General features: G+C 67.1%; 15 protein-coding genes, 3 tRNA genes and 1 pseudogene. 14 read left to right on the plus strand and 5 right to left on the minus strand.

Annotation, left to right across the window (positions count from 1 at the left end):
• The first annotated feature begins 144 nt into the window (after nucleotides 1–144).
• The 10 genes and pseudogenes from fdnG (at nucleotide 145) to GY40_RS25790 (ending at nucleotide 10,960) form a co-directional block, all read left to right on the plus strand.
• Nucleotides 145–3,228, plus strand: a complete 3,084-nt coding sequence (gene fdnG, locus GY40_RS25750; protein ID WP_156116083.1) for a formate dehydrogenase-N subunit alpha — start codon at nucleotides 145–147, stop codon at nucleotides 3,226–3,228.
• A 13-nt stretch (nucleotides 3,229–3,241) separates the two neighbouring features.
• On the plus strand, nucleotides 3,242–4,159 hold the full coding sequence (fdxH, locus tag GY40_RS25755; RefSeq protein ID WP_038368440.1) for a formate dehydrogenase subunit beta: 918 nt from the start codon (nucleotides 3,242–3,244) through the stop codon (nucleotides 4,157–4,159).
• Nucleotides 4,143–4,838 (plus strand): formate dehydrogenase subunit gamma, encoded by a 696-nt coding sequence (locus GY40_RS25760; RefSeq protein WP_051988524.1) that lies wholly within the window; start codon nucleotides 4,143–4,145, stop codon nucleotides 4,836–4,838. Before fdxH ends, GY40_RS25760 begins: the two co-directional genes overlap by 17 nt.
• Before the next feature lie 70 nt (nucleotides 4,839–4,908).
• On the plus strand, nucleotides 4,909–5,829 hold the full coding sequence (gene fdhE, locus GY40_RS25765) for a formate dehydrogenase accessory protein FdhE (protein WP_038368443.1): 921 nt from the start codon (nucleotides 4,909–4,911) through the stop codon (nucleotides 5,827–5,829).
• 28 nt (nucleotides 5,830–5,857) lie between these two features.
• On the plus strand, nucleotides 5,858–7,264 hold the full coding sequence (gene selA / locus GY40_RS25770; RefSeq protein ID WP_038368446.1) for an L-seryl-tRNA(Sec) selenium transferase: 1,407 nt from the start codon (nucleotides 5,858–5,860) through the stop codon (nucleotides 7,262–7,264).
• A complete protein-coding gene (locus GY40_RS25775) occupies nucleotides 7,251–7,997 on the plus strand; it encodes a tetratricopeptide repeat protein (protein ID WP_038368448.1) in 747 nt (248 codons plus the stop codon). The genes selA and GY40_RS25775 overlap by 14 nt, the downstream gene beginning before the upstream one ends.
• A pseudogene (selB, locus tag GY40_RS25780) lies at nucleotides 7,994–9,808 on the plus strand (selenocysteine-specific translation elongation factor); the annotation flags it as partial. The gene GY40_RS25775 and the pseudogene selB, both read left to right, overlap by 4 nt.
• A gap of 108 nt (nucleotides 9,809–9,916) precedes the next feature.
• Nucleotides 9,917–10,012, plus strand: a tRNA-Sec gene (locus GY40_RS27840).
• Between the two features lie 113 nt (nucleotides 10,013–10,125).
• Nucleotides 10,126–10,593, plus strand: a complete 468-nt coding sequence (locus GY40_RS26830; protein ID WP_051988525.1) for a hypothetical protein — start codon at nucleotides 10,126–10,128, stop codon at nucleotides 10,591–10,593.
• On the plus strand, nucleotides 10,580–10,960 hold the full coding sequence (locus tag GY40_RS25790; RefSeq protein ID WP_038368454.1) for a hypothetical protein: 381 nt from the start codon (nucleotides 10,580–10,582) through the stop codon (nucleotides 10,958–10,960). Before GY40_RS26830 ends, GY40_RS25790 begins: the two co-directional genes overlap by 14 nt.
• Before the next feature lie 6 nt (nucleotides 10,961–10,966).
• Here GY40_RS25790 and selD read toward each other — a convergent pair whose 3' ends face one another.
• The 3 genes from selD to GY40_RS25805 all read right to left on the minus strand — a co-directional run bounded on the left by selD (nucleotide 10,967) and on the right by GY40_RS25805 (nucleotide 13,838).
• Entirely contained in the window at nucleotides 10,967–12,043 is a 1,077-nt protein-coding gene (selD, locus tag GY40_RS25795) for a selenide, water dikinase SelD (RefSeq protein WP_051988527.1), read from the minus strand.
• A gap of 50 nt (nucleotides 12,044–12,093) precedes the next feature.
• Nucleotides 12,094–13,191: a transglutaminase-like domain-containing protein gene (locus tag GY40_RS25800; RefSeq protein WP_156116084.1), complete on the minus strand. Its 1,098-nt coding sequence runs from the start codon at nucleotides 13,189–13,191 to the stop codon at nucleotides 12,094–12,096.
• An 89-nt stretch (nucleotides 13,192–13,280) separates the two neighbouring features.
• Nucleotides 13,281–13,838 (minus strand): TlpA disulfide reductase family protein, encoded by a 558-nt coding sequence (locus GY40_RS25805; protein ID WP_051988528.1) that lies wholly within the window; start codon nucleotides 13,836–13,838, stop codon nucleotides 13,281–13,283.
• 89 nt (nucleotides 13,839–13,927) lie between these two features.
• Between GY40_RS25805 and GY40_RS25810 the strand changes: the two genes are divergently transcribed.
• The 3 genes from GY40_RS25810 (at nucleotide 13,928) to GY40_RS25820 (ending at nucleotide 15,030) form a co-directional block, all read left to right on the plus strand.
• On the plus strand, nucleotides 13,928–14,188 hold the full coding sequence (locus tag GY40_RS25810) for a hypothetical protein (RefSeq protein WP_038368457.1): 261 nt from the start codon (nucleotides 13,928–13,930) through the stop codon (nucleotides 14,186–14,188).
• Nucleotides 14,189–14,332: 144 nt separating this feature from the next.
• Entirely contained in the window at nucleotides 14,333–14,650 is a 318-nt protein-coding gene (locus GY40_RS25815) for a hypothetical protein (protein ID WP_038368459.1), read from the plus strand.
• Nucleotides 14,651–14,954: 304 nt separating this feature from the next.
• Nucleotides 14,955–15,030: transfer RNA gene (locus GY40_RS25820), tRNA-Phe, on the plus strand.
• Nucleotides 15,031–15,272: 242 nt separating this feature from the next.
• Here the strand turns inward: GY40_RS25820 and GY40_RS25825 are convergent.
• Nucleotides 15,273–15,346, minus strand: a tRNA-Gln gene (locus GY40_RS25825).
• Nucleotides 15,347–15,566: 220 nt separating this feature from the next.
• Entirely contained in the window at nucleotides 15,567–16,940 is a 1,374-nt protein-coding gene (gene hmgA, locus GY40_RS25830) for a homogentisate 1,2-dioxygenase (RefSeq protein WP_038368462.1), read from the minus strand.
• Between the two features lie 157 nt (nucleotides 16,941–17,097).
• Here hmgA and GY40_RS25835 point away from each other — a divergent pair, with 157 nt between their 5' ends.
• Entirely contained in the window at nucleotides 17,098–17,553 is a 456-nt protein-coding gene (locus GY40_RS25835; RefSeq protein ID WP_038368465.1) for a MarR family winged helix-turn-helix transcriptional regulator, read from the plus strand.
• Nucleotides 17,554–17,594 lie beyond the last annotated feature (41 nt).

The following is a 17,594-nucleotide window of genomic DNA, read 5'->3' on the forward strand; positions in this document are numbered from 1 at the left end:
ACCGCGGGTTTCGCCGGCAACGGACTACGACAAAAGTCTAGCCATGCGACGCAATGCCCAAGCAAGAGGCAGCTTGACGCCCCCTGGCCAGAGTTTCACTATTCCAAATTGAACGATACGTGATTGTTCGCCTGGGAGGTTGAGATGCTGCATGAGCTCTCGCGCCGCCAGTTCATGAAAGCCGCAGGAGCGGGGATCGGCGGATCTGTCGTCGCCGCGCTCGGATTCGGCGGGGCTGAGGAAGCCCTCGCCCAGGCCGTGCGACCTTTCAAGCTGACGGGCACGACTGAAACCCGAAACACCTGCCCGTACTGCTCCGTCGCCTGCGGCGTCATCATGTACGGCCTCGGCGACGGGTCCAAGAACGCCCATCCCGCGATCATCCATATCGAGGGCGACCCCGACCATCCGACCAATCGCGGCACGCTCTGCCCGAAGGGTTCCGCCCTTCTCGACTTCGTCCATTCCGAGACGCGCACCAAGGTCCCGCAATATCGGGGGCCGGGCGAGCGCGAATTCCGGCAGATCAGCTGGGGCGAGGCGCTCGACCGCATCGCGCGACTGATGAAGGACGATCGCGACAAGAACTTCATCAAGACCAATCAGGACGGCGTCACGGTCAATCGCTGGCTGACGACGGGCTTCCTGGCGGCGTCGGCGACCACCAACGAAACGGCGTTCCTGACCTACAAGGTCGTCCGAAGTCTCGGGATATTGGCGTTCGACAACCAGGCGCGCGTTTGACACGGACCGACGGTGGCCAGTCTGGCCCCAACATTCGGTCGCGGTGCGATGACCAACTCCTGGACGGACATCAAGAACACCGACCTCATCGTCGTCATGGGCGGCAACGCCGCCGAAGCGCATCCTTGCGGCTTCAAATGGGTCACTGAGGCGAAGGCCCAGCGCGGCGCCAAGCTGATCGTCGTCGATCCGCGCTTCACGCGCACGGCCTCGGTCGCGGATTTCTACGCGCCGATCCGGCAAGGCACCGACATCGCTTTCCTGCTCGGGGTGATCAAGTACTGCATCGATAACGACAAGATCCAACACGACTATGTGCGCGCCTTCACCAACGCGCCCTATATCGTGAAGGAGGGCTTCGGCTATCAGGACGGTTTGTTCACCGGCTACGACGAGGCCAAGCGCGACTATGACCGCTCGAGCTGGGAATACGAGCTCGGGCCGGACGGCTATGTCCAGATCGACGAGACGCTGCAGCATCCGCGCTGCGTCTACCAGCTCCTGAAGAAGCATATCGCGGTCTACACGCCGGAGATGGTCGAGCGCATCTGCGGCACGCCAAAGGACAAGTATCTCACGATCTGCAAGATGATCGCGGAGACCTCGGCGCGCGACAAGGTCATGACCTCGATGTACGCGCTCGGCTGGACGCAGCACTCCAAGGGCTCGCAGAACATCCGCTCCATGGCGATGCTGCAGCTCATGCTCGGCAATATCGGCATGCGCGGCGGCGGCATGAATGCGCTGCGCGGGCACTCCAACATCCAGGGGCTCACCGACATCGGCCTGATGTCGAACCTGATCCCGGGCTATCTGACGCTCGGGACCGACAAGGAGGTCGATTTTTCGACCTATATGTCGACGCGCGGCTTCAAGCCGCTCAGGCCCAACCAGATGAGCTACTGGCAGAACTACAAGAAGTTCATGGTGAGCTTCCTGAAGTCGATGTGGGGGCCGGCGGCGACGGCGGAGAACGACTTCGCCTATCAGTGGCTACCGAAGCTCGACGTGCCCGGCTACGACGTGCTGCGCACCTTCGAGCTGATGAGCCAGGGCAAGGTCAACGGCTATTTCTGCCAGGGCTTCAACCCGCTGCTCTCCTTCCCCAACCGGGGCAAGGTCACGGCCTCGCTGTCGAAGCTGAAGTTCCTCGTGGTGATGGACCCGCTGCAGACCGAGACGGCGCGGTTCTGGAAGGACGAGGGCGTCCATAACGACGTCAAGCCCGAGGACATCAAGACCGAGGTCTTCGAGCTGCCGACGAGCTGCTTCGCCGAGGACGAGGGCTCGCTGGTCAATTCCGGCCGCTGGCTGCAATGGCACTGGCCGGGCGCCGAGCCTCCGGGCGAGGCCAAGCACGACAACTGGATCATGGCGCAGCTCCATATGCGCCTGCGCGCGCTCTACCAGAAGGAGGGCGGGGCCTTCCCCGATCCGATCGTCAATCTCCACTGGCCCTATCGCGATCCGGGCGAGCCCGAGCCGGACGAGATGGCCAAGGAGATGAACGGCTATGTCGTCTCGACGGTGACCGACCCGGTCGACCCGAGCAAGGTCATCCTGGAGAAGGGCAAGCAGGTCGACACCTTCGGGCAATTGCGCGACGACGGCTCGACCGCCTGCGGCTGCTGGATCTATTCCGGCTGCTGGACCGAGAAGGGCAATATGATGGCCCGCCGGGACACCAGCGACCCCGGCAATACCGGCGCCTATTCGAACTGGGCCTTCTCCTGGCCGGCGAACCGCCGGATCCTCTACAACCGCGCCTCGGCCGATCTCGACGGCAAGGCCTGGGATCCGAAGCGCAAGCTGATCGAGTGGAACGGCACGGCCTGGGCGGGCTTCGACGTGCCGGACATCGCGCCCGGCGCCAAGCCGCAGGATGTCGGCCCCTTCATCATGAATCCGGAGGGGACCGCACGGCTCTTCGCCCGGGCGATGATGAAGGACGGCCCCTTCCCGGCCCATTACGAGCCCTTCGAGAGCCCGGTCGCCAACGTGCTCGCCCCGAAGATCCGCGGCAACCCGGCCGCGCGCATCTTCAAGGACGATCTCGCGGCGCTCGGAACCTCGGACAAGTTCCCCTATGCCGCGACCTCCTACCGCCTGACCGAGCATTTCCACTTCTGGACCAAGCATGTCTGGGTCAATGCGGTGCTGCAGCCGGAGTTCTTCGTCGAGATCAGCGAGCAGCTCGCCGCGGAGAAGAACATCCAGAAGGGCGGCTGGGTGAAGGTCTCGTCCAACCGCGGCTCGGTCTATGCCAAGGCGATGGTGACCAAGCGCATCAAGCCGCTGATCTGCGACGGCAAGACCGTCCATATCGTCGGCATCCCGCTCCATTGGGGCTTCACCGGTGCAGCGCGCAAGGGCTTCGGCCCGAACAGCCTCACCCCGTTCGTCGGCGACGCCAATATCGAGACGCCCGAGTTCAAGGCGTTCCTCGTGAATGTCGAGCCGTCGAACGGGCCGGCGACGAGCTAGGGAGGCGAAGACCATGGGATTGCAGAGCCAGGACTTCGCCCGCATCTCGGCGACCAATATGCGGCCGCCGGATGTCCGCCACGATTTCGAGGTGGCGAAGCTCATCGACGTCTCGAAATGCATCGGCTGCAAGGCATGCCAGTCGGCCTGCCTGGAATGGAACAATCTGCGCGAGGAGGTCGGCTTCAACACCGGCTCCTATGACAATCCGCACGATCTGACGCCGAACAGCTGGACGCTGATGCGGTTCACCGAATGGGAGAACCCGCAGAGCGGCAATCTCGAATGGCTGATCCGCAAGGATGGCTGCATGCATTGCGCCGATCCGGGCTGCCTCAAGGCCTGCCCCTCGCCGGGCGCGATCGTGCAGTACAACAACGGCATCGTCGATTTCGTCTCGGAGAACTGCATCGGCTGCGGCTATTGCGTGAAGGGCTGCCCCTTCAACATCCCGCGCATCAGCCAGACCGATCACAAGGCCTATAAGTGCACGCTCTGCTCGGATCGGGTCTCCGTCGGCCAGGCGCCGGCCTGCGCCAAGGCCTGCCCGACGGGGGCGATCACCTTCGGCACCAAGCAGGCGCAGCTCACCTTCGCGCAGACGCGCGTCGCGGATCTCAAGTCGCGCGGCTTCCAGAATGCCGGCATCTACGACCCGCCGGGCGTCGGCGGCACGCATGTGATGTATGTGCTCCACCATGCCGACCAGCCGCAGCTCTATGCCGGGCTGCCCAACAATCCGCGGATCAGCCAGGTCGTCGAATTGTGGAAGGGCCTGACCAAATATGCCGGCATGGCGGCGATCGGCTTCGCCGCCGCCTTCGCCTTCGTCCATGGCATCGTGGCCCGGCGCAACGATGTCAGCCGCGCCGAGGACCGCGAGGCCGAGCATGTGATCGACGAGGAGGCAGCCCGTGGTCGTCAGGCGTGAAGAGGAGCGCACGACCGTCGACCGTTATCCCGGCCGCGTGCGCGTCAATCACTGGGTCACCGCGATCTCGCTGATCCTGCTCGCTCTCAGCGGGGCGGCGCTGTTCCATCCCTCGCTGTTCTTCCTGTCGGGCCTGTTCGGCGGCGGCGCGAACACCCGCGCCCTGCATCCCTGGATCGGCGTCGTGCTGCTGGCGAGCTTCGCCATCCTCTTCGTCCAGATGGTCAGATACAATTTCTGGCAGAAGGTCGACACGCAATGGATGCGCCATATCGGCGAGGTGATGTCGGGCCATGAGGAGAACCTGCCCGAGATCGGCAAGTACAACGGCGCCCAGAAGATCGTCTTCTGGCTGATGACGCTGCTGATCCTCGTCCTGTTCGGCACGGGGATCATGATCTGGTACGAGTATTTCGGCGCGAGCTTCACCATCGAGCAGCAGCGCTTCGGCCATATCATCCACGCGCTCGCGGCGGTCGCGATGCTGCTGGTCGTCATCGTCCATATCTATGCCGGCTTCTATGTGCGCGGCACGATGGGCGCGATGACGGAGGGTAAGGTGACGGGCGGCTGGGCTTTCCGCCACCATCGGCTCTGGCTGCGCCAGGAGGCGCGCGAGGGCGTGATCGACGAACGCCAGACACCACCGCGCCGCCACACTGTCGGCCCGGCCGAGTAGCAATATCCTTGCATGCGGGGCGGCCGGGCCGCTCCGCCTCCCGTGACCCGTGCGGTTCGAGAGGACCAGAATGAGTGATGCTCCGGGCTTCGCGCCCTTCGAGGAAGTCGGCATCGCCGAGCGCGACAAGCCGCCCTTCATCCGCCTGCCCTTGCCGGAGACGCTGTTCGGGCTGCGCGCCATGCGCTTCGCAGCGCTCGCGCCCGGCCACCAGCTCGAGCCCTATCTGAGCTTCCTGGCCGCGCTGTCGAAGGCGCAGGACGAGCTCGCGCGCACCTTGCCGCCCCCTGCCCTGCCCACCTTGGGCGAGCTTCGGATGCGGGCCGCCAATGCCATGCCGCTCCTGCCCCGCGAAGATCTTGCCGACGATCCGGCCGCCTCGGCCGCGCTCGACGGGCTGGCGAAGCTGCTGGCAGGCGTCGCCATGCCGGACCTTGCCCGCGCGGCCCTCGAACGGGCCATGGCGGTCGATGACGAAGGCCGCCGCGCGATGTTCGCCGCGGTGCTGGCCGATGCGATCCCGGTCGAGGCGGTAGCCGAGCACATCTTCGCCGCCGCGGCCTTGCAGGTCGTCGCGGCCCGCTGCGTGGCGCAGCTCGACCCGCTCCTGCCGCAGCCGGTCGCGGATGGCGTCTGCCCTTGTTGCGGCGGGCCGCCGGTAACGAGTTCGATCGTCGCCGACGTCAATGTCGAGGGCGTGCGCTATGTGCAGTGCTCGCTCTGCGCGGCGCAATGGAACCATGTCCGGGTGAAATGCGTCACCTGCGGCTCGACCAAGGGCATCGCCTATCAGGCGATCGAGGGCATCGCCGACACGATCAAGGCCGAGACCTGCGACGAATGCCGGACCTATGTGAAGATCCTGAACCGCCGCAAGGATACGGAGCTGGAACCCGTCGCCGACGATATCGCGAGCCTCGGCCTCGATCTGCTGGTGACGGAGGCCGGCTGGAAACGGGCGGGGGTGAATCCGTTCCTGCTCGGCTATTGACGATCATGCGTCTCCCGGAGGGAGCCTGATGAACAGACCCGAACGCTTCCGCCCCCCTTCGGTCGACGAGATCCTGCGCAGCGGCGAAGGCGCCCTCGCCATCGCCCGCCATGGCCGCAGCGAGACGACGCAGGCCGTGCGGCAGGTGCTGGAGCGGATGCGGCAGAGCGAGACCTCTCACTCCGCCTCGGCCGAGACCATCGCGCGCATGGCGCTCGATGTGCTGGAGGAGCGCGGGCGGCCGTCGCAGCGCCCCGTCATCAACCTCACTGGCACGGTGCTGCACACCAATCTCGGCCGCGCCCTGCTGGCCGAAGAGGCGATCGAAGCCGTCGTCACCGCGATGCGTGCGCCGACCAATCTCGAATATGAGATCGAGGCCGGACAGCGCGGCGAGCGTGACGCGCATGTGCGCGGCCTGATCCGGGAATTGACCGGCGCCGAGGATGCGGTGCTGGTCAACAACAATGCCTCGGCGGTTCTGCTCGTGCTCAACACCCTCGCCCGGGATCGCGAGGCCATCGTCTCGCGCGGCGAGCTGATCGAGATCGGCGGCGCCTTCCGCATGCCGGATATCATGGGCCGCGCCGGCGCGATCCTGCGCGAGGTCGGCACCACCAATCGCACGCATCTCAAGGACTATGCCGAGGCCATCGGCCCTGAGACCGGATTGCTGCTGAAGGTGCACACCTCGAACTATGTCGTGCAGGGCTTCACGGCGGAGGTGGAGCCGGCAGAGCTGGCGAAGCTCGCTCGCACCCACGACCTGCCTTTCGTCGACGATCTCGGCTCGGGCACGCTGATCGATCTCGCCCGCTGGGGGCTGCGGCACGAAAAGACCGTGCAGGACGCGCTGAAGGGCGGGGCCGATCTCGTCACCTTTTCGGGCGACAAGCTGCTCGGGGGCCCGCAGGCCGGCATCGTTGCCGGGCGGAAGGATCTGATCGCCAGGCTCGCCAGGAATCCGCTGAAGCGCGCGCTCCGGCTCGACAAGCTCCGCCTCGCGGCGCTGGAGGCGACGCTCAGGCTCTATCGCGACCCCGACCGGCTGGCCGAGCGCCTGCCGACGCTGCGCCTGTTCACACGGAAGGCCGCGGAGCTGCGCGCGCTGGCCGAGCGGCTGCGGCCACAGGTAGCGGCCGCGCTCGGTGCCGGCTGGGAGGTCGAGACGATCGACTGCGCCAGCCAGATCGGCTCCGGCGCGTTGCCGCTGGAGACGCTGCCGAGCGCGGGGCTGGCGATCGCGCCGGCCGGCAAGGCCAGCGGCGGCGCCGTCGAGGCCTTGGCCGCCGCCTTCCGGGCCGTGCCGGTGCCGGTGATCGGGCGCATCGCACAAGGCGCGCTCGTCCTCGATCTGCGTTGCCTCGAAGACGAAGCGCTCTTCGCCGCACAGCTCGCGGCGTTGACGCCCGGAGGCGGCGATGGGCTGGCTTGATCGGCTGCGCCACAAGGACAACTCCGGCGCGGAGGATGTGGCTGCCGCCATGGCGCGCGCCACTGATGCCGTCGAGCGCGGCGACCATCGCGCCGCACTGGCGCTCTGGGGGCCGCTCGCCCATGCCGGCATCGCGCGGGCCCAGAACAATATCGGCGCCTGTTTCGCCGAAGGGCTCGGGGTGGAGCGCGATCTGGCGCTGGCGTTGCGCTGGCTGACGCTGGCCGCGAATAGCGGTGATCCGGTCGGGCAGCGCAATCTCGCAGCGCTCCATTTCAGGGGCGACGGCGTCGCGCAGAGCGATGACGAGGCGATGCGGCTCTACCGGCTGGCGGCAGAACAGGACGATGCCCCGGCGCAGGACATGCTGTCCTGGATGCTGCTCGAAAGCGGCCTGCCCGAGGCGCGGGCGGAAGCCCTGCGCTGGGCGAAAGCCGCCGCCGAGGCCGGCATCGCGACCAGCATGACCCGGCTCGGCATGATGTTCCACGACGCGCTCGGCGTGGAGCGCGATCCGGCTGCGGCCGCCGAATGGTGGCGGCGCGGCATGGCCGCCGGCGATCCCGATTCCGAAGCCATGCTTGGCGCCGCGACCCTGCTCGGCCAGGGCGTGGCTCAGGATTCCGAGCGCGCGCTTTCCCTGCTGCTCTCGGCCGAAGCCAAGGGCAGCCGTCTCGCCGCGCCCTTCATCAAGGCCGCGCGCGCCGCCTCCCCGATCGAGGCCGCGCCATGATCATCGGCACGGCCGGCCATATCGACCATGGCAAGACCTCGCTGGTGAAGCGCCTCACCGGCGTCGATACCGACCGGCTGAAGGAGGAGAAGGCGCGCGGCATCTCGATCGCGCTCGGCTTCGCCTATTGGCCGCAGGCCGACGGCTCCGTGATCGGCTTCATCGACGTTCCCGGCCATGAGAAGCTGGTCCATACGATGCTGGCCGGCGCTTCCGGCATCGACCTCATCCTGCTCGTCGTCGCGGCCGATGACGGCGTCATGCCGCAGACGCGCGAGCATGTCGCCATCGCCCGCCTGCTCGGCATCCGCGAGGCCGTGGTGGCGCTCACCAAGACCGATCTCGTCGGTGCGGAGCGGATCGCCACCGTGCGCAACGAGGTCGCCATCCTGCTCGCGGACACGCCCTTCGCCGACGCACCGCTGCTGCCGGTCTCGGCCGTGACCGGCGACGGCCTCCCGGAATTGAGCGAATTGCTCGCGGCCAAGGCACGTCAGGCGCAAGGCAGGCGGGGCGACGGCGCTTTCCGCCTCGCTGTCGATCGCTGCTTCACCTTGCAGGGCACCGGCACGGTGGTGACAGGCACGGTGCTGTCGGGCTCCGTCCACGTCGGCGACAGCGTCATCGTCTCGCCGGCCGGCCTGCCGGCGCGCATCCGCTCGATCCATGCCCAGAACCGTCCGGCCGAGACCGGCCATGCCGGCGACCGCTGTGCGCTCAACCTTGCCGGACCGGGCATCGCGAAGGAGGCGATCCGGCATGGCGACATGGTGCTGGCGCCGGTCCTGCACGCACCGGCAAGCCGCATCGACGCCGAGATCACGCTGCTCGCCTCGGAAACCAGGCCCCTCGCCATGTGGCAGCCGGTGCGCCTCCACCACGCGGCGGCGGAAGTCGGCGCCCGCATCGTGCTGCTGGGCGAGGAGATCGCGCCGGGCGCGACCGCCCCGGTCCAGCTCGTTCTCGACAGCCCGCTCGCCGCGGCGGCGCTCGACCGCTTCGTGCTGCGCGACATCTCGGCCTCGCGCAGCATCGGCGGCGGCCGCTTCCTCGACCTGCGCGCTCCGGAGCGCAGGCGCCGCAGCCCGGAGCGGCTGGCGCAGCTTGCCGCCCTCGGCCTCGCCGATCCGGCCGAGGCTTTGCGTGCGCTGCTGGGGGTCGCGCCCTACCATGTCGAGATCGACAGCTTCGTCCGCGACCGCGCGCTGGGCGCTGACGCCGCGGAGCAACTGACCGCACGGCTTCACCTCGTCAGGATCGGCGCCCTTGCGATGCTGCCCGAGCATTGGCAGGCGCTGGCTAAAGCCGTGGCCGACACGCTCGACGCCTATCACGCTGAGCATCCCGACCTGCCCGGCATGGGGCTGGAGCGTTTGCGGCTCGCTGTGGCGCCGCGCCAGCCGGCGCCCTTGTTCCGCCAGGCGCTGGCGCGGCTCACGGAGGACGGCGTGGTCGCCGCCTCCGGCTCCTGGATCAGGCGGCCGGGTCACGAAGTCCGGCTCTCGCCGGAGGACGAGACCCTGTGGGGCCGCATCGCACCGCTGATCGGCGGCGATGAGCGCTTTCGCCCGCCGCGCGTGCGCGACATCGGCCAGATGCTCGGCCGTCGCGAGGAGGAAATCCGTCGGCTGTTCCGGCTGATCGGACGGCGCGGCGACGTGCACGAAATCGCGCTCGATCACTTCTTCCAGCGCGACACGCTGGTCGAGATGGTCGGCATCGCGAGCGCGCTTGCCGCACAGCATCCGGCCGGCTTCAACGCCGCGCAATTCCGCGACAGGCTCGACAACGGCCGAAAGGTCGCTATCCAGATTCTCGAATTCTTCGACCGCCACGGCGTCACCATCCGCCGCGGCGATCTCCGGCGCATCAACCGGCAGCGGCTCGACCTGTTCGGGCCGCTGCCGGTGGCACCCGATGGAGGAGAAACGTCCCCGGTGGGGCGTCCGGACTTCAAATCCGGGAGGGGCCGTCAGACGGTCTCTGGTGGGTTCGACTCCCATTCTCTTCCGCCAGTTTTTACGGCATCGAACTGAGTTCCTGATTCAAGCCGATGTCGCAATCATTTGTTTTTATTAGATTTTCTGAGCATCGAACGTCATTGTCCGGGCAAAGATCGAGAGGCCGCATGACCGACAGCGAAGCCCCCGCCCTCGATCTGATCGCCGGCTTCGAGCACGCCGCCGAAGCCGCTGGGGAGGCTGAGGACGCCTATCGCAAGGAGGTGGCTGCACGGATCGCCGTGCTCGCTCTCGAACGCGCCACGGCCTTCCGGCGGCTCAATCTCGTGCGCGGCGCCGTCAGGGCCATCAGGGAAGCCGACGAGCCCGAGAAAGCCGTTGCACGCGCCCGCTTCGTCATCGCGCAAACGCTCGGCTGGGAGGAGATCGGGCCCCGGCAGGAGCTCGTCCTCGACCGATTGACGCCTTTTCTCGAGGCGCTACGGACCGAATTGTCGACGGAAGCCGCCTCCACCACCGAAAGCGCCGCGGAGGCGCTGCGCGGCTTCGAGGATTGGTATCGCGCCGAGATCGGCAGCGACTTCTACGCGCTGTTCGAGCGCTACATGCCGGATACGCCGCGTGTCGACTTCTAGAGGGCTCGGCACCGATTTCGATCGCTGGCTCGGCAAGCTCTTCCGCAAGGGCCCGTTCACGGCGCTGATCGTGCTCGTCAGGATCGCCCCGCCGAAGGTGGAGCCGCTGCGCTCGACCTTCGTCCATGTCGTCGGCGACGAGATCGACTGGGGCGACATCGTGCTGATGCTGCGCGGCGCGGGCACGAGCTGGGATGGCGCCGCCTTCTTCCCCACCCGCGACGCGGATGGCGGGCTCGTGCCCGACGAAACCGCCCGCGCCCGGCTGCGGGAGCTGGAAGGCGCGCTCAGGGAGAACCGGCTGGTACTGAACGAAGGCGCCTTCTTCGACGTCTGGGGCCGCAACCTCAAGGTCGAGGCGGCATGAAGCGCATCAAACCACCAGCACCCGCCCCGGCCCTGCCTCCACGGCGCCGATGATCCGCGCGGCCGGGCAGCCCGCCGCCTTGATCTGCGCGAGCACATCCCCCGCCCGTTCCGCCTTGCAGGAGACCAGCAATCCGCCGGATGTCTGCGGATCGGTGAGCAGATGCCTGCGCCACTCCGGCAGGCCGGCCGGCAGAACGACGCCCTCGCCATAGCTCGCCCAGTTGCGATGGGAGGCTCCGGTCACCCGCCCTGCCTGCACGAGCCTTTCCGCCTGCGACAGGAACGGCAGGTCGGCAAGGCGAAGCTTCAGCGTCGCGCCAGAGCCGCGCGCCATTTCCAGCCCGTGGCCCAGGATGCCGAAGCCGGTGACGTCGGTGATGGCGTGCACGTCCTCGTCCTTCGCCAATTCGGCGCCGACGCGGTTGAGCAGCGTCACCGAGGCGATCATCTCGTCATAGGCCGCCGCCGAAAGCTCGCCCTTCTTGAAGGCGGCCGAATAGATGCCGACGCCGAGCGCCTTGGTCAGGATCAGTGCGTCGCCCGGCCGCGCGCCGCTGTTGCGCCGCAGGGTCTTCGGATTGAGCAGGCCGATGACGGCAAGCCCATAGATCGGCTCGGGCGCGTCGATGGAATGGCCGCCGGCGACGGGAATGCCGGCCTCCGCACAGATCGAGGCGCCGCCCTTCAGGATCTCGCGGGTCATCTCCACCGGCAGCTTGTCGAGCGGCATTCCGAGGATGGCGAGCGCCATGATCGGCTTTCCGCCCATGGCGTAGACGTCGGAGATCGCGTTGGTCGCGGCGATGCGGCCGAAATCACGGGGATCATCGACCATCGGCATGAAGAAATCGGTCGTGGCGACGACGCAGGTCTCGTCGTCGATCTGCCAGACGGCGGCGTCGTCGCCGGTTTCGGTTCCCACCAGCAATTGTTTGTACGGCCCCGCCGCCGGGTGCTCGGCCAGCAATTGCTGGAGCACCGAAGGGGCAAGCTTGCAGCCGCAGCCGCCGCCATGGGCGAGGCTGGTCAGGCGCGGAGCGGCCGCCCGCGCCGGGGCCTCGCGCTCGATTGTCTCGCTCATCGTCTCATCTCCGGAAAGCGGCGGCCGGGCTCCCTGCCCGGCCCTCTGAATCAGGCCGTGATCTCGGCGGACCTGATCATGTATCGGAACGTGTCCGGGTCGAGGCAGTCGAGCAGCGCGCCGGCGACCTCGGCCTGCGGATACATCAGGAAGCCGACCTTGTGCCGCGAGCCCGGCAATTCGAGGTCATGCGCCATGTTGTAGCCGAGCCAGTTGCCCTCCCAGGCGCCGAACAGCGTCTCGCGCGCCGCGACCACCTTGGGGTTGTCGATGGCGTTGTTGCCGGGCGGCTCCTCCAGCACGACCTTGCGGACATCCGCGGGGTCGGTCGCGACCCAGCCATGGCCTTCGAGCCAGACCTCCGCGCGGCAATGCTGCGACTTGGTGATCGTCGCCGAGCCGGCGCCGAGGCTGGCATAGCCGAATTGCGAGGGCGCCACGCGGATGCCGTAGATGTCGCGCGCGGGAATGCCGACGGAGCGCACCAGCGCGACATAGAGGGCATTGAGATCGGCGCATTTACCGCCGAGATTGCCGGTGCGCAGCATCGAGGCGACATCGCCCGTGCCGCAGCCCCGCGTCTTCGCATCGCGGAAGGTGTTGGCCACCACCCATTCATAGATGGCGCGAGCCTTCTCGACGTCGCCGGTCTTGCCGGCCGCCGCCTTCTCGGCGGTCTCCCGGACGATACCGTCGGTCGGCATCAATTCGGTCGCCTCGAGATAGAGCTTGCGCTCGGCCTCACTGAGGGCGGGCTTGCCGCCAGCGGCGAAATCCTCCGCCCGGTCGCGCAACGAAAAGCGGCTGCGGAGCTCGACCGAAGGCGCGGCCTCACCCTCCTTGAAGACGACATGCAGCATCTGCGCGCCGTATTTCGGATCCCGCACCACCTCCACTGAGGCGGCATTGGTCGTCCAGTCGCTCTTGCCGGGCCTGATCCACTCCGGCTGATCGACGGAGGGCAGCGGAATCCAGGCCTGCGCCTTGCCCTGCCCGGCCAGGTCGAGCCGCGTCACCACTTCGAAATCCCGCCATTTGCCGGGCTTCGGCGCGAAGGCCGGAGCCTGCGCGAAAGCCTGATGCGGCATCAGCAGGGCCGCGCCGGCAGCGGCGGCCCCTGTCTTGAGCATGTCGCGGCGATTGATCATCGGATGGCTCCTCCCTCGTTTTTGTCAGCGGTTGTCCTGGACAGGTCTTGCTTGGGTCTTTCTTCCTCGGGGCGTTCTTCCGAAGGGTTCTATCCACCCGGTTTCGCGACGGCGGTGAGCGCTCGCAGAACGGCCGGGCTCGTCCAGTCGAGCGGTTCCTCCGTCTTGAACGCCGGGCGCAGTTGCCCGTCGAGCACGAAGCTCGTCGGCAGGCCGAGCACCTGCCAGCGCTTCATCGCCGCACGGTCCTCGTCGAGCAGCACCGGGAAATCGACAGGACGCGCCTTGAAGAAGCTGCGCAGCCGCGCCGGAACCTCGCCGACATTGACGGCGAGGATCGCGACGGCCGGGTCGCGACGCTGCGCCAGCGCGTTCAGCGAGGCCATCTCCTCGATGCAGGGGCCGCACCAGGTCGCGAAGAAGTGGACGATGACGGGCTCGCCGCGCATATCGGCGAGATCGAGCGCTGCCGCATCGAGGCGCGTGAGCGCCAGCTCCGGCGGAGCGGGGCTGGACCAGGGCTGGAGGTCACCGGCCTTGCCAGCGCCGGGCAGGAGAGCGAGGACCAGCCCGACCGCCAGCGCCCGAAGACGACGCTTCGGCCCCCGAACCGATCCTGATGCGCCCCGAAACTCGGGAGCAACCATGGCGAGCACGTCCGCATCCTTTCCCGCCGCTCTCCTGCCGTCAATGCGCGTTTTTGTGAGCAGCAGGCTGCCGGCCAGGAAAGCCGGCGATGAAAGATCAGCCGCATCAGCAGCCGACCCTTGCCGAAAGCGCCCGTCGGCGTCAGCATCGCGGCATGAAGCTGCTGCTCGTCCTGGGGATCGCCATCAGCTGCGGCCTGGCGATCTGGATGGCGCTGGATGGCAATGCCGTCATGGCCTTGCCTCTGGTCGTGGTCGTCGCGGCTCTGGTCAGGACCTTGGTGCGTTCTCTCAGCGGCCAGCAATTCCGGCCTGCCGATACACCGATCGAGCAGGATACGGAGGAATGAGAACCGCCGCCTTCCGCTGAGACACGTAGCACTCCCTCACGTAGACGCCGGCGTAACCACGATGCGATGACCATGCTGCCTTCGATCCTGTTCGGAGATAGTCTTCCTCAGATTGGCGGCCCCACCTCGCTCCCGAGAAAGAACATGGTTGAAACGGTGGAATTCCGGCCTTTCGACGACATCGAAACGCTGCGGAGCGACGTCCTGAAGGCCGGCGTGCTGAACGCCAAGGCGCTGCAGGCAAGCGCCGAGAACCATGTCGCGAATCTCGGCTGCGTCCTGCCGCCCTCGCCGGAGCTCGACGAGGCCTCGTTTCAGACGCTCACCAGCATCATCGCCTTCGCGCGCTTGCTCTATGGCCAGGCCCCGATCGCCGAACTGGAAGCGGCCCGGCGGCAGGCCCTGGCAAGCATCGACCGGCTGGCGCAGCTCCTCGCCCGGACGAGGCCGGAGCACGCCTGACCCGATCAGGTCGAATCAGCCGGATCGCACCTGCCTCTCCAGCATCGGCCCGACAGCGGAATCCCCTCTTCGAAACCCTCCGATGCGATGCGACATCCATCGATCACCATCGTCGCGTCCGGCAGGACGGGTGGCGATCGAGCGATGGCAGCGGCGCCATAGGCCCATAAAGTCGCCTCTTGGCGGCCTATCGCGGGACATGACGAAGCGAGTTGTAGAAAGCCGGCTGAAGTGACTGGACAGGCTTGGCGCCAGCCTCTATATCGCCCCGACCAACACGGAAGGCGCCGCGCGCCACCGGGGCGCCCAGGTAGCTCAGTTGGTAGAGCATGCGACTGAAAATCGCAGTGTCGGTGGTTCGATTCCGCCCCTGGGCACCATTCTTCCGCTAAGCGGTCGATCAGCTAGAGAAAACAGCAAGATCAAAGGCCTTAAGGTTCCCGTGCGATACCACGGGTGATCCGAATGGTCCCTTCGATGGCGCGTCCATTCAAGCATCCCAAGACGGGCGCCTATCGGTTTCCTTCCCAGAGGATGGACACCAAAATGCGCCGCCGCCGGGCTACCGGAGCGATCTACTCTCTGTCAATGATTGAGCTTGTTTTGCGGCGCCACCGAGAAGTGGCTGGGGGACTAGGATTCGAACCTAGACAACCAGAGTCAGAGTCTGGGGTCCTACCGTTAGACGATCCCCCAACGGCGCGGCCTGTGCGTTCGCGTTGGTGAGCGGCGGTCTAATCAATGCTTCTCGCCTTGGCAAGAGCAGAAATGCGCAAGAGCGGTGGAAGCTCTCATGATGTGATGACGCCGCCATGTCGCGGCGCCGTCGTCCAGCTCCCCCCTGCGCGCTCGGACGCAACGCCCTCGCCGCGCCCGCCGCCGGAACGCGCAAGCAGCAGGAACTGGCCGCGAGAGATCAGGGCCTGGTCGGATCGAAGTGCTTCGTCAGCTTGTGGCCATAGCCGCCATAGTCGCTCTGGAGCGCCTCCGTCCGCGCGGCGAAGGCCGTGACGGCTTGAGGAAAGCGCGTCTCGAACATGAAGGCGAGCGTGCCCTCGAGCTTGTGCGGCTTCAGCTCGACAGTGGAGGCCCTCTCGAAAGCGTCGACATCGGGGCCGTGCGGCAGCATCGAATTATGCAGCGAGATGCCGCCAGGCACGAAGCCACCGCCCGTCTTGGCATCATAGACGCCGTAGACCAGCCCCATGAACTCGCTCATCACGTTCATGTGGTACCAGGGCGGCCGGAAGGTGTTCTCCGCCACCAGCCAGCGATCGGAGAAGACGACGAAATCGACATTGGCGGTGCCGGGCGTCTCTGAAGGCGAGGTCAGCACCGTGAAGATCGAGGGGTCGGCGTGGTCGTAGAGCACCGGGCCGACCGGCGAGAAGCGCCTGAGATCGTATTTGTAGGGCGCGTAATTGCCGTGCCAGGCGACGACGTCGAGCGGCGAATGCGCGATATCGGCAACCCAGAGGTTGCCGCCCCATTTCACATACATCTTCGAGGGCGCGTCGCGGTCCTCATAGGCTGCGACGGGGGTGAGGAAATCGCGGGGATTGGCGAGGCAGTTCGCGCCGATCGGCCCGCGTTCCGGCAAGGTGAAGGCGCCGCCATAGTTCTCGCAGATATAGCCGCGCGCCGGGCCGTCGCGGAGCTCGACGCGGATCTTCACGCCGCGCGGGATCACCGCGATCTCGCCCGACTCGATGTCGATGATGCCGAATTCAGTCCACAGGCGTAAGGCGCCCTGCTGCGGCACGAAGAGCATCTCGCCATCGGCGTTGTAGAAGTATTCGTCCACCATCGAGCGGGTGATCAGATAGACATGCGCGCCCATGCCGCCCTGGCTGCCGGCATCGCCGGCGGTGGTCATGCTGCGGATGCCCTCGACGAAGGAGAGCGGCTCTGCGGGAATCGGGAGCGGGCTCCAGCGCAGCGGCGCGATCGGCAGGTCGACCTCGCGGGCCGGCGCGGTGCGCCAAAGCCCGGCATCGACCTTCCGGAACTTATTCCAATGGGCGACCGTCGGCCGGATGCGGTAGAGCCAGGAGCGCTCATTGGTGGTGCGCGGCGCGGTGAAGGGCGAGCCGGAGAGCTGCTCGGCATAGAGGCCATAGGCGCATTTCTGCGGCGAATTGCGCCCGAGCGGCAGGGCGCCCGGCAGCGCCTCGGTCTCGAAACCGTTGCCGAAGCCGGACATGTAACCGGCCGCGATCGCGCTCCGGAGCTTGCGGTCATTCGTCTTGCCGTCGTCTGTCTTGGCGCCGCCCGGTTTCTGAACGTTCATGATCTGGAACCTTTCCGCGGCCGCGCCCGGCCCGCGCCGGCCGCACACCAAACTGCCCTGCCCCCGCAAGCCGGCCGAAACGCGCGGCGCGCCAGGGGGCGCGGGCGCGCCGCAGGATAGTTACTTTGGTAACTGTCCATTTTGTAACTAACAAGGCATGGCCACTCTCGCGCTCGAAAGCTTCCTGCCCTATCGCCTCAACCGCCTCGCCTCGGTGGTTTCGCTGAAATTCCGCGCGGTCTACGGCCCGCATCACGATCTGACCGTGCCGGAATGGCGCGTGCTGGCGACGCTCGCGCAATTCGGGACGATGACCGCGAAGGCCATCGGTGCCCATTCGGCCATGCACAAGACCAAGGTCAGCCGGGCCGTGCGGGCGCTGGAGGAGCGGCGCTGGCTGGTGCGTAGCCGGAGCGAACTCGACCGGAGGGAAGAGGGCCTCACGCTCACGGCAGCGGGCCTGCGCAGCTATGCCGAGATCGTGCCGCGCGCACTCGCCTTCGAGGCTGCTCTTCTGGCCGAGCTCGGCCCACACGCCGCGCCCCTGCTCACGGCTCTCGAGCGGATGGAGGCCGGTCTCCTCGATGACGCGCCACGTCCCGAGCGACGGTGACGGCGGCGCTTGCCTTCCGAAGCCCCATGGAAGGCTCTTCG

It is taken from the genome of Allobosea sp. UNC402CLCol (assembly GCF_000745475.1).
Classification (GTDB): Bacteria; Pseudomonadota; Alphaproteobacteria; order Rhizobiales; family Beijerinckiaceae; genus Allobosea; species Allobosea spartocytisi.

Excerpts from the sequence above, each read along its gene's own strand:
- fdxH (WP_038368440.1), top strand. The coding sequence starts at position 3,242 with ATGGGATTGCAGAGCCAGGACTTCGCCCGCATCTCGGCGACCAATATG.
- fdhE (WP_038368443.1), top strand. The coding sequence starts at position 4,909 with ATGAGTGATGCTCCGGGCTTCGCGCCCTTCGAGGAAGTCGGCATCGCC.
- selA (WP_038368446.1), top strand. The coding sequence starts at position 5,858 with ATGAACAGACCCGAACGCTTCCGCCCCCCTTCGGTCGACGAGATCCTG.
- GY40_RS25775 (WP_038368448.1), top strand. The coding sequence starts at position 7,251 with ATGGGCTGGCTTGATCGGCTGCGCCACAAGGACAACTCCGGCGCGGAG.
- GY40_RS26830 (WP_051988525.1), top strand. The coding sequence starts at position 10,126 with ATGACCGACAGCGAAGCCCCCGCCCTCGATCTGATCGCCGGCTTCGAG.
- selD (WP_051988527.1), bottom strand. The coding sequence starts at position 12,043 with ATGAGCGAGACAATCGAGCGCGAGGCCCCGGCGCGGGCGGCCGCTCCG.
- GY40_RS25800 (WP_156116084.1), bottom strand. The coding sequence starts at position 13,191 with ATGATCAATCGCCGCGACATGCTCAAGACAGGGGCCGCCGCTGCCGGC.
- GY40_RS25805 (WP_051988528.1), bottom strand. The coding sequence starts at position 13,838 with ATGGTTGCTCCCGAGTTTCGGGGCGCATCAGGATCGGTTCGGGGGCCG.
- GY40_RS25810 (WP_038368457.1), top strand. The coding sequence starts at position 13,928 with ATGAAAGATCAGCCGCATCAGCAGCCGACCCTTGCCGAAAGCGCCCGT.
- GY40_RS25815 (WP_038368459.1), top strand. The coding sequence starts at position 14,333 with ATGGTTGAAACGGTGGAATTCCGGCCTTTCGACGACATCGAAACGCTG.
- hmgA (WP_038368462.1), bottom strand. The coding sequence starts at position 16,940 with ATGAACGTTCAGAAACCGGGCGGCGCCAAGACAGACGACGGCAAGACG.
- GY40_RS25835 (WP_038368465.1), top strand. The coding sequence starts at position 17,098 with ATGGCCACTCTCGCGCTCGAAAGCTTCCTGCCCTATCGCCTCAACCGC.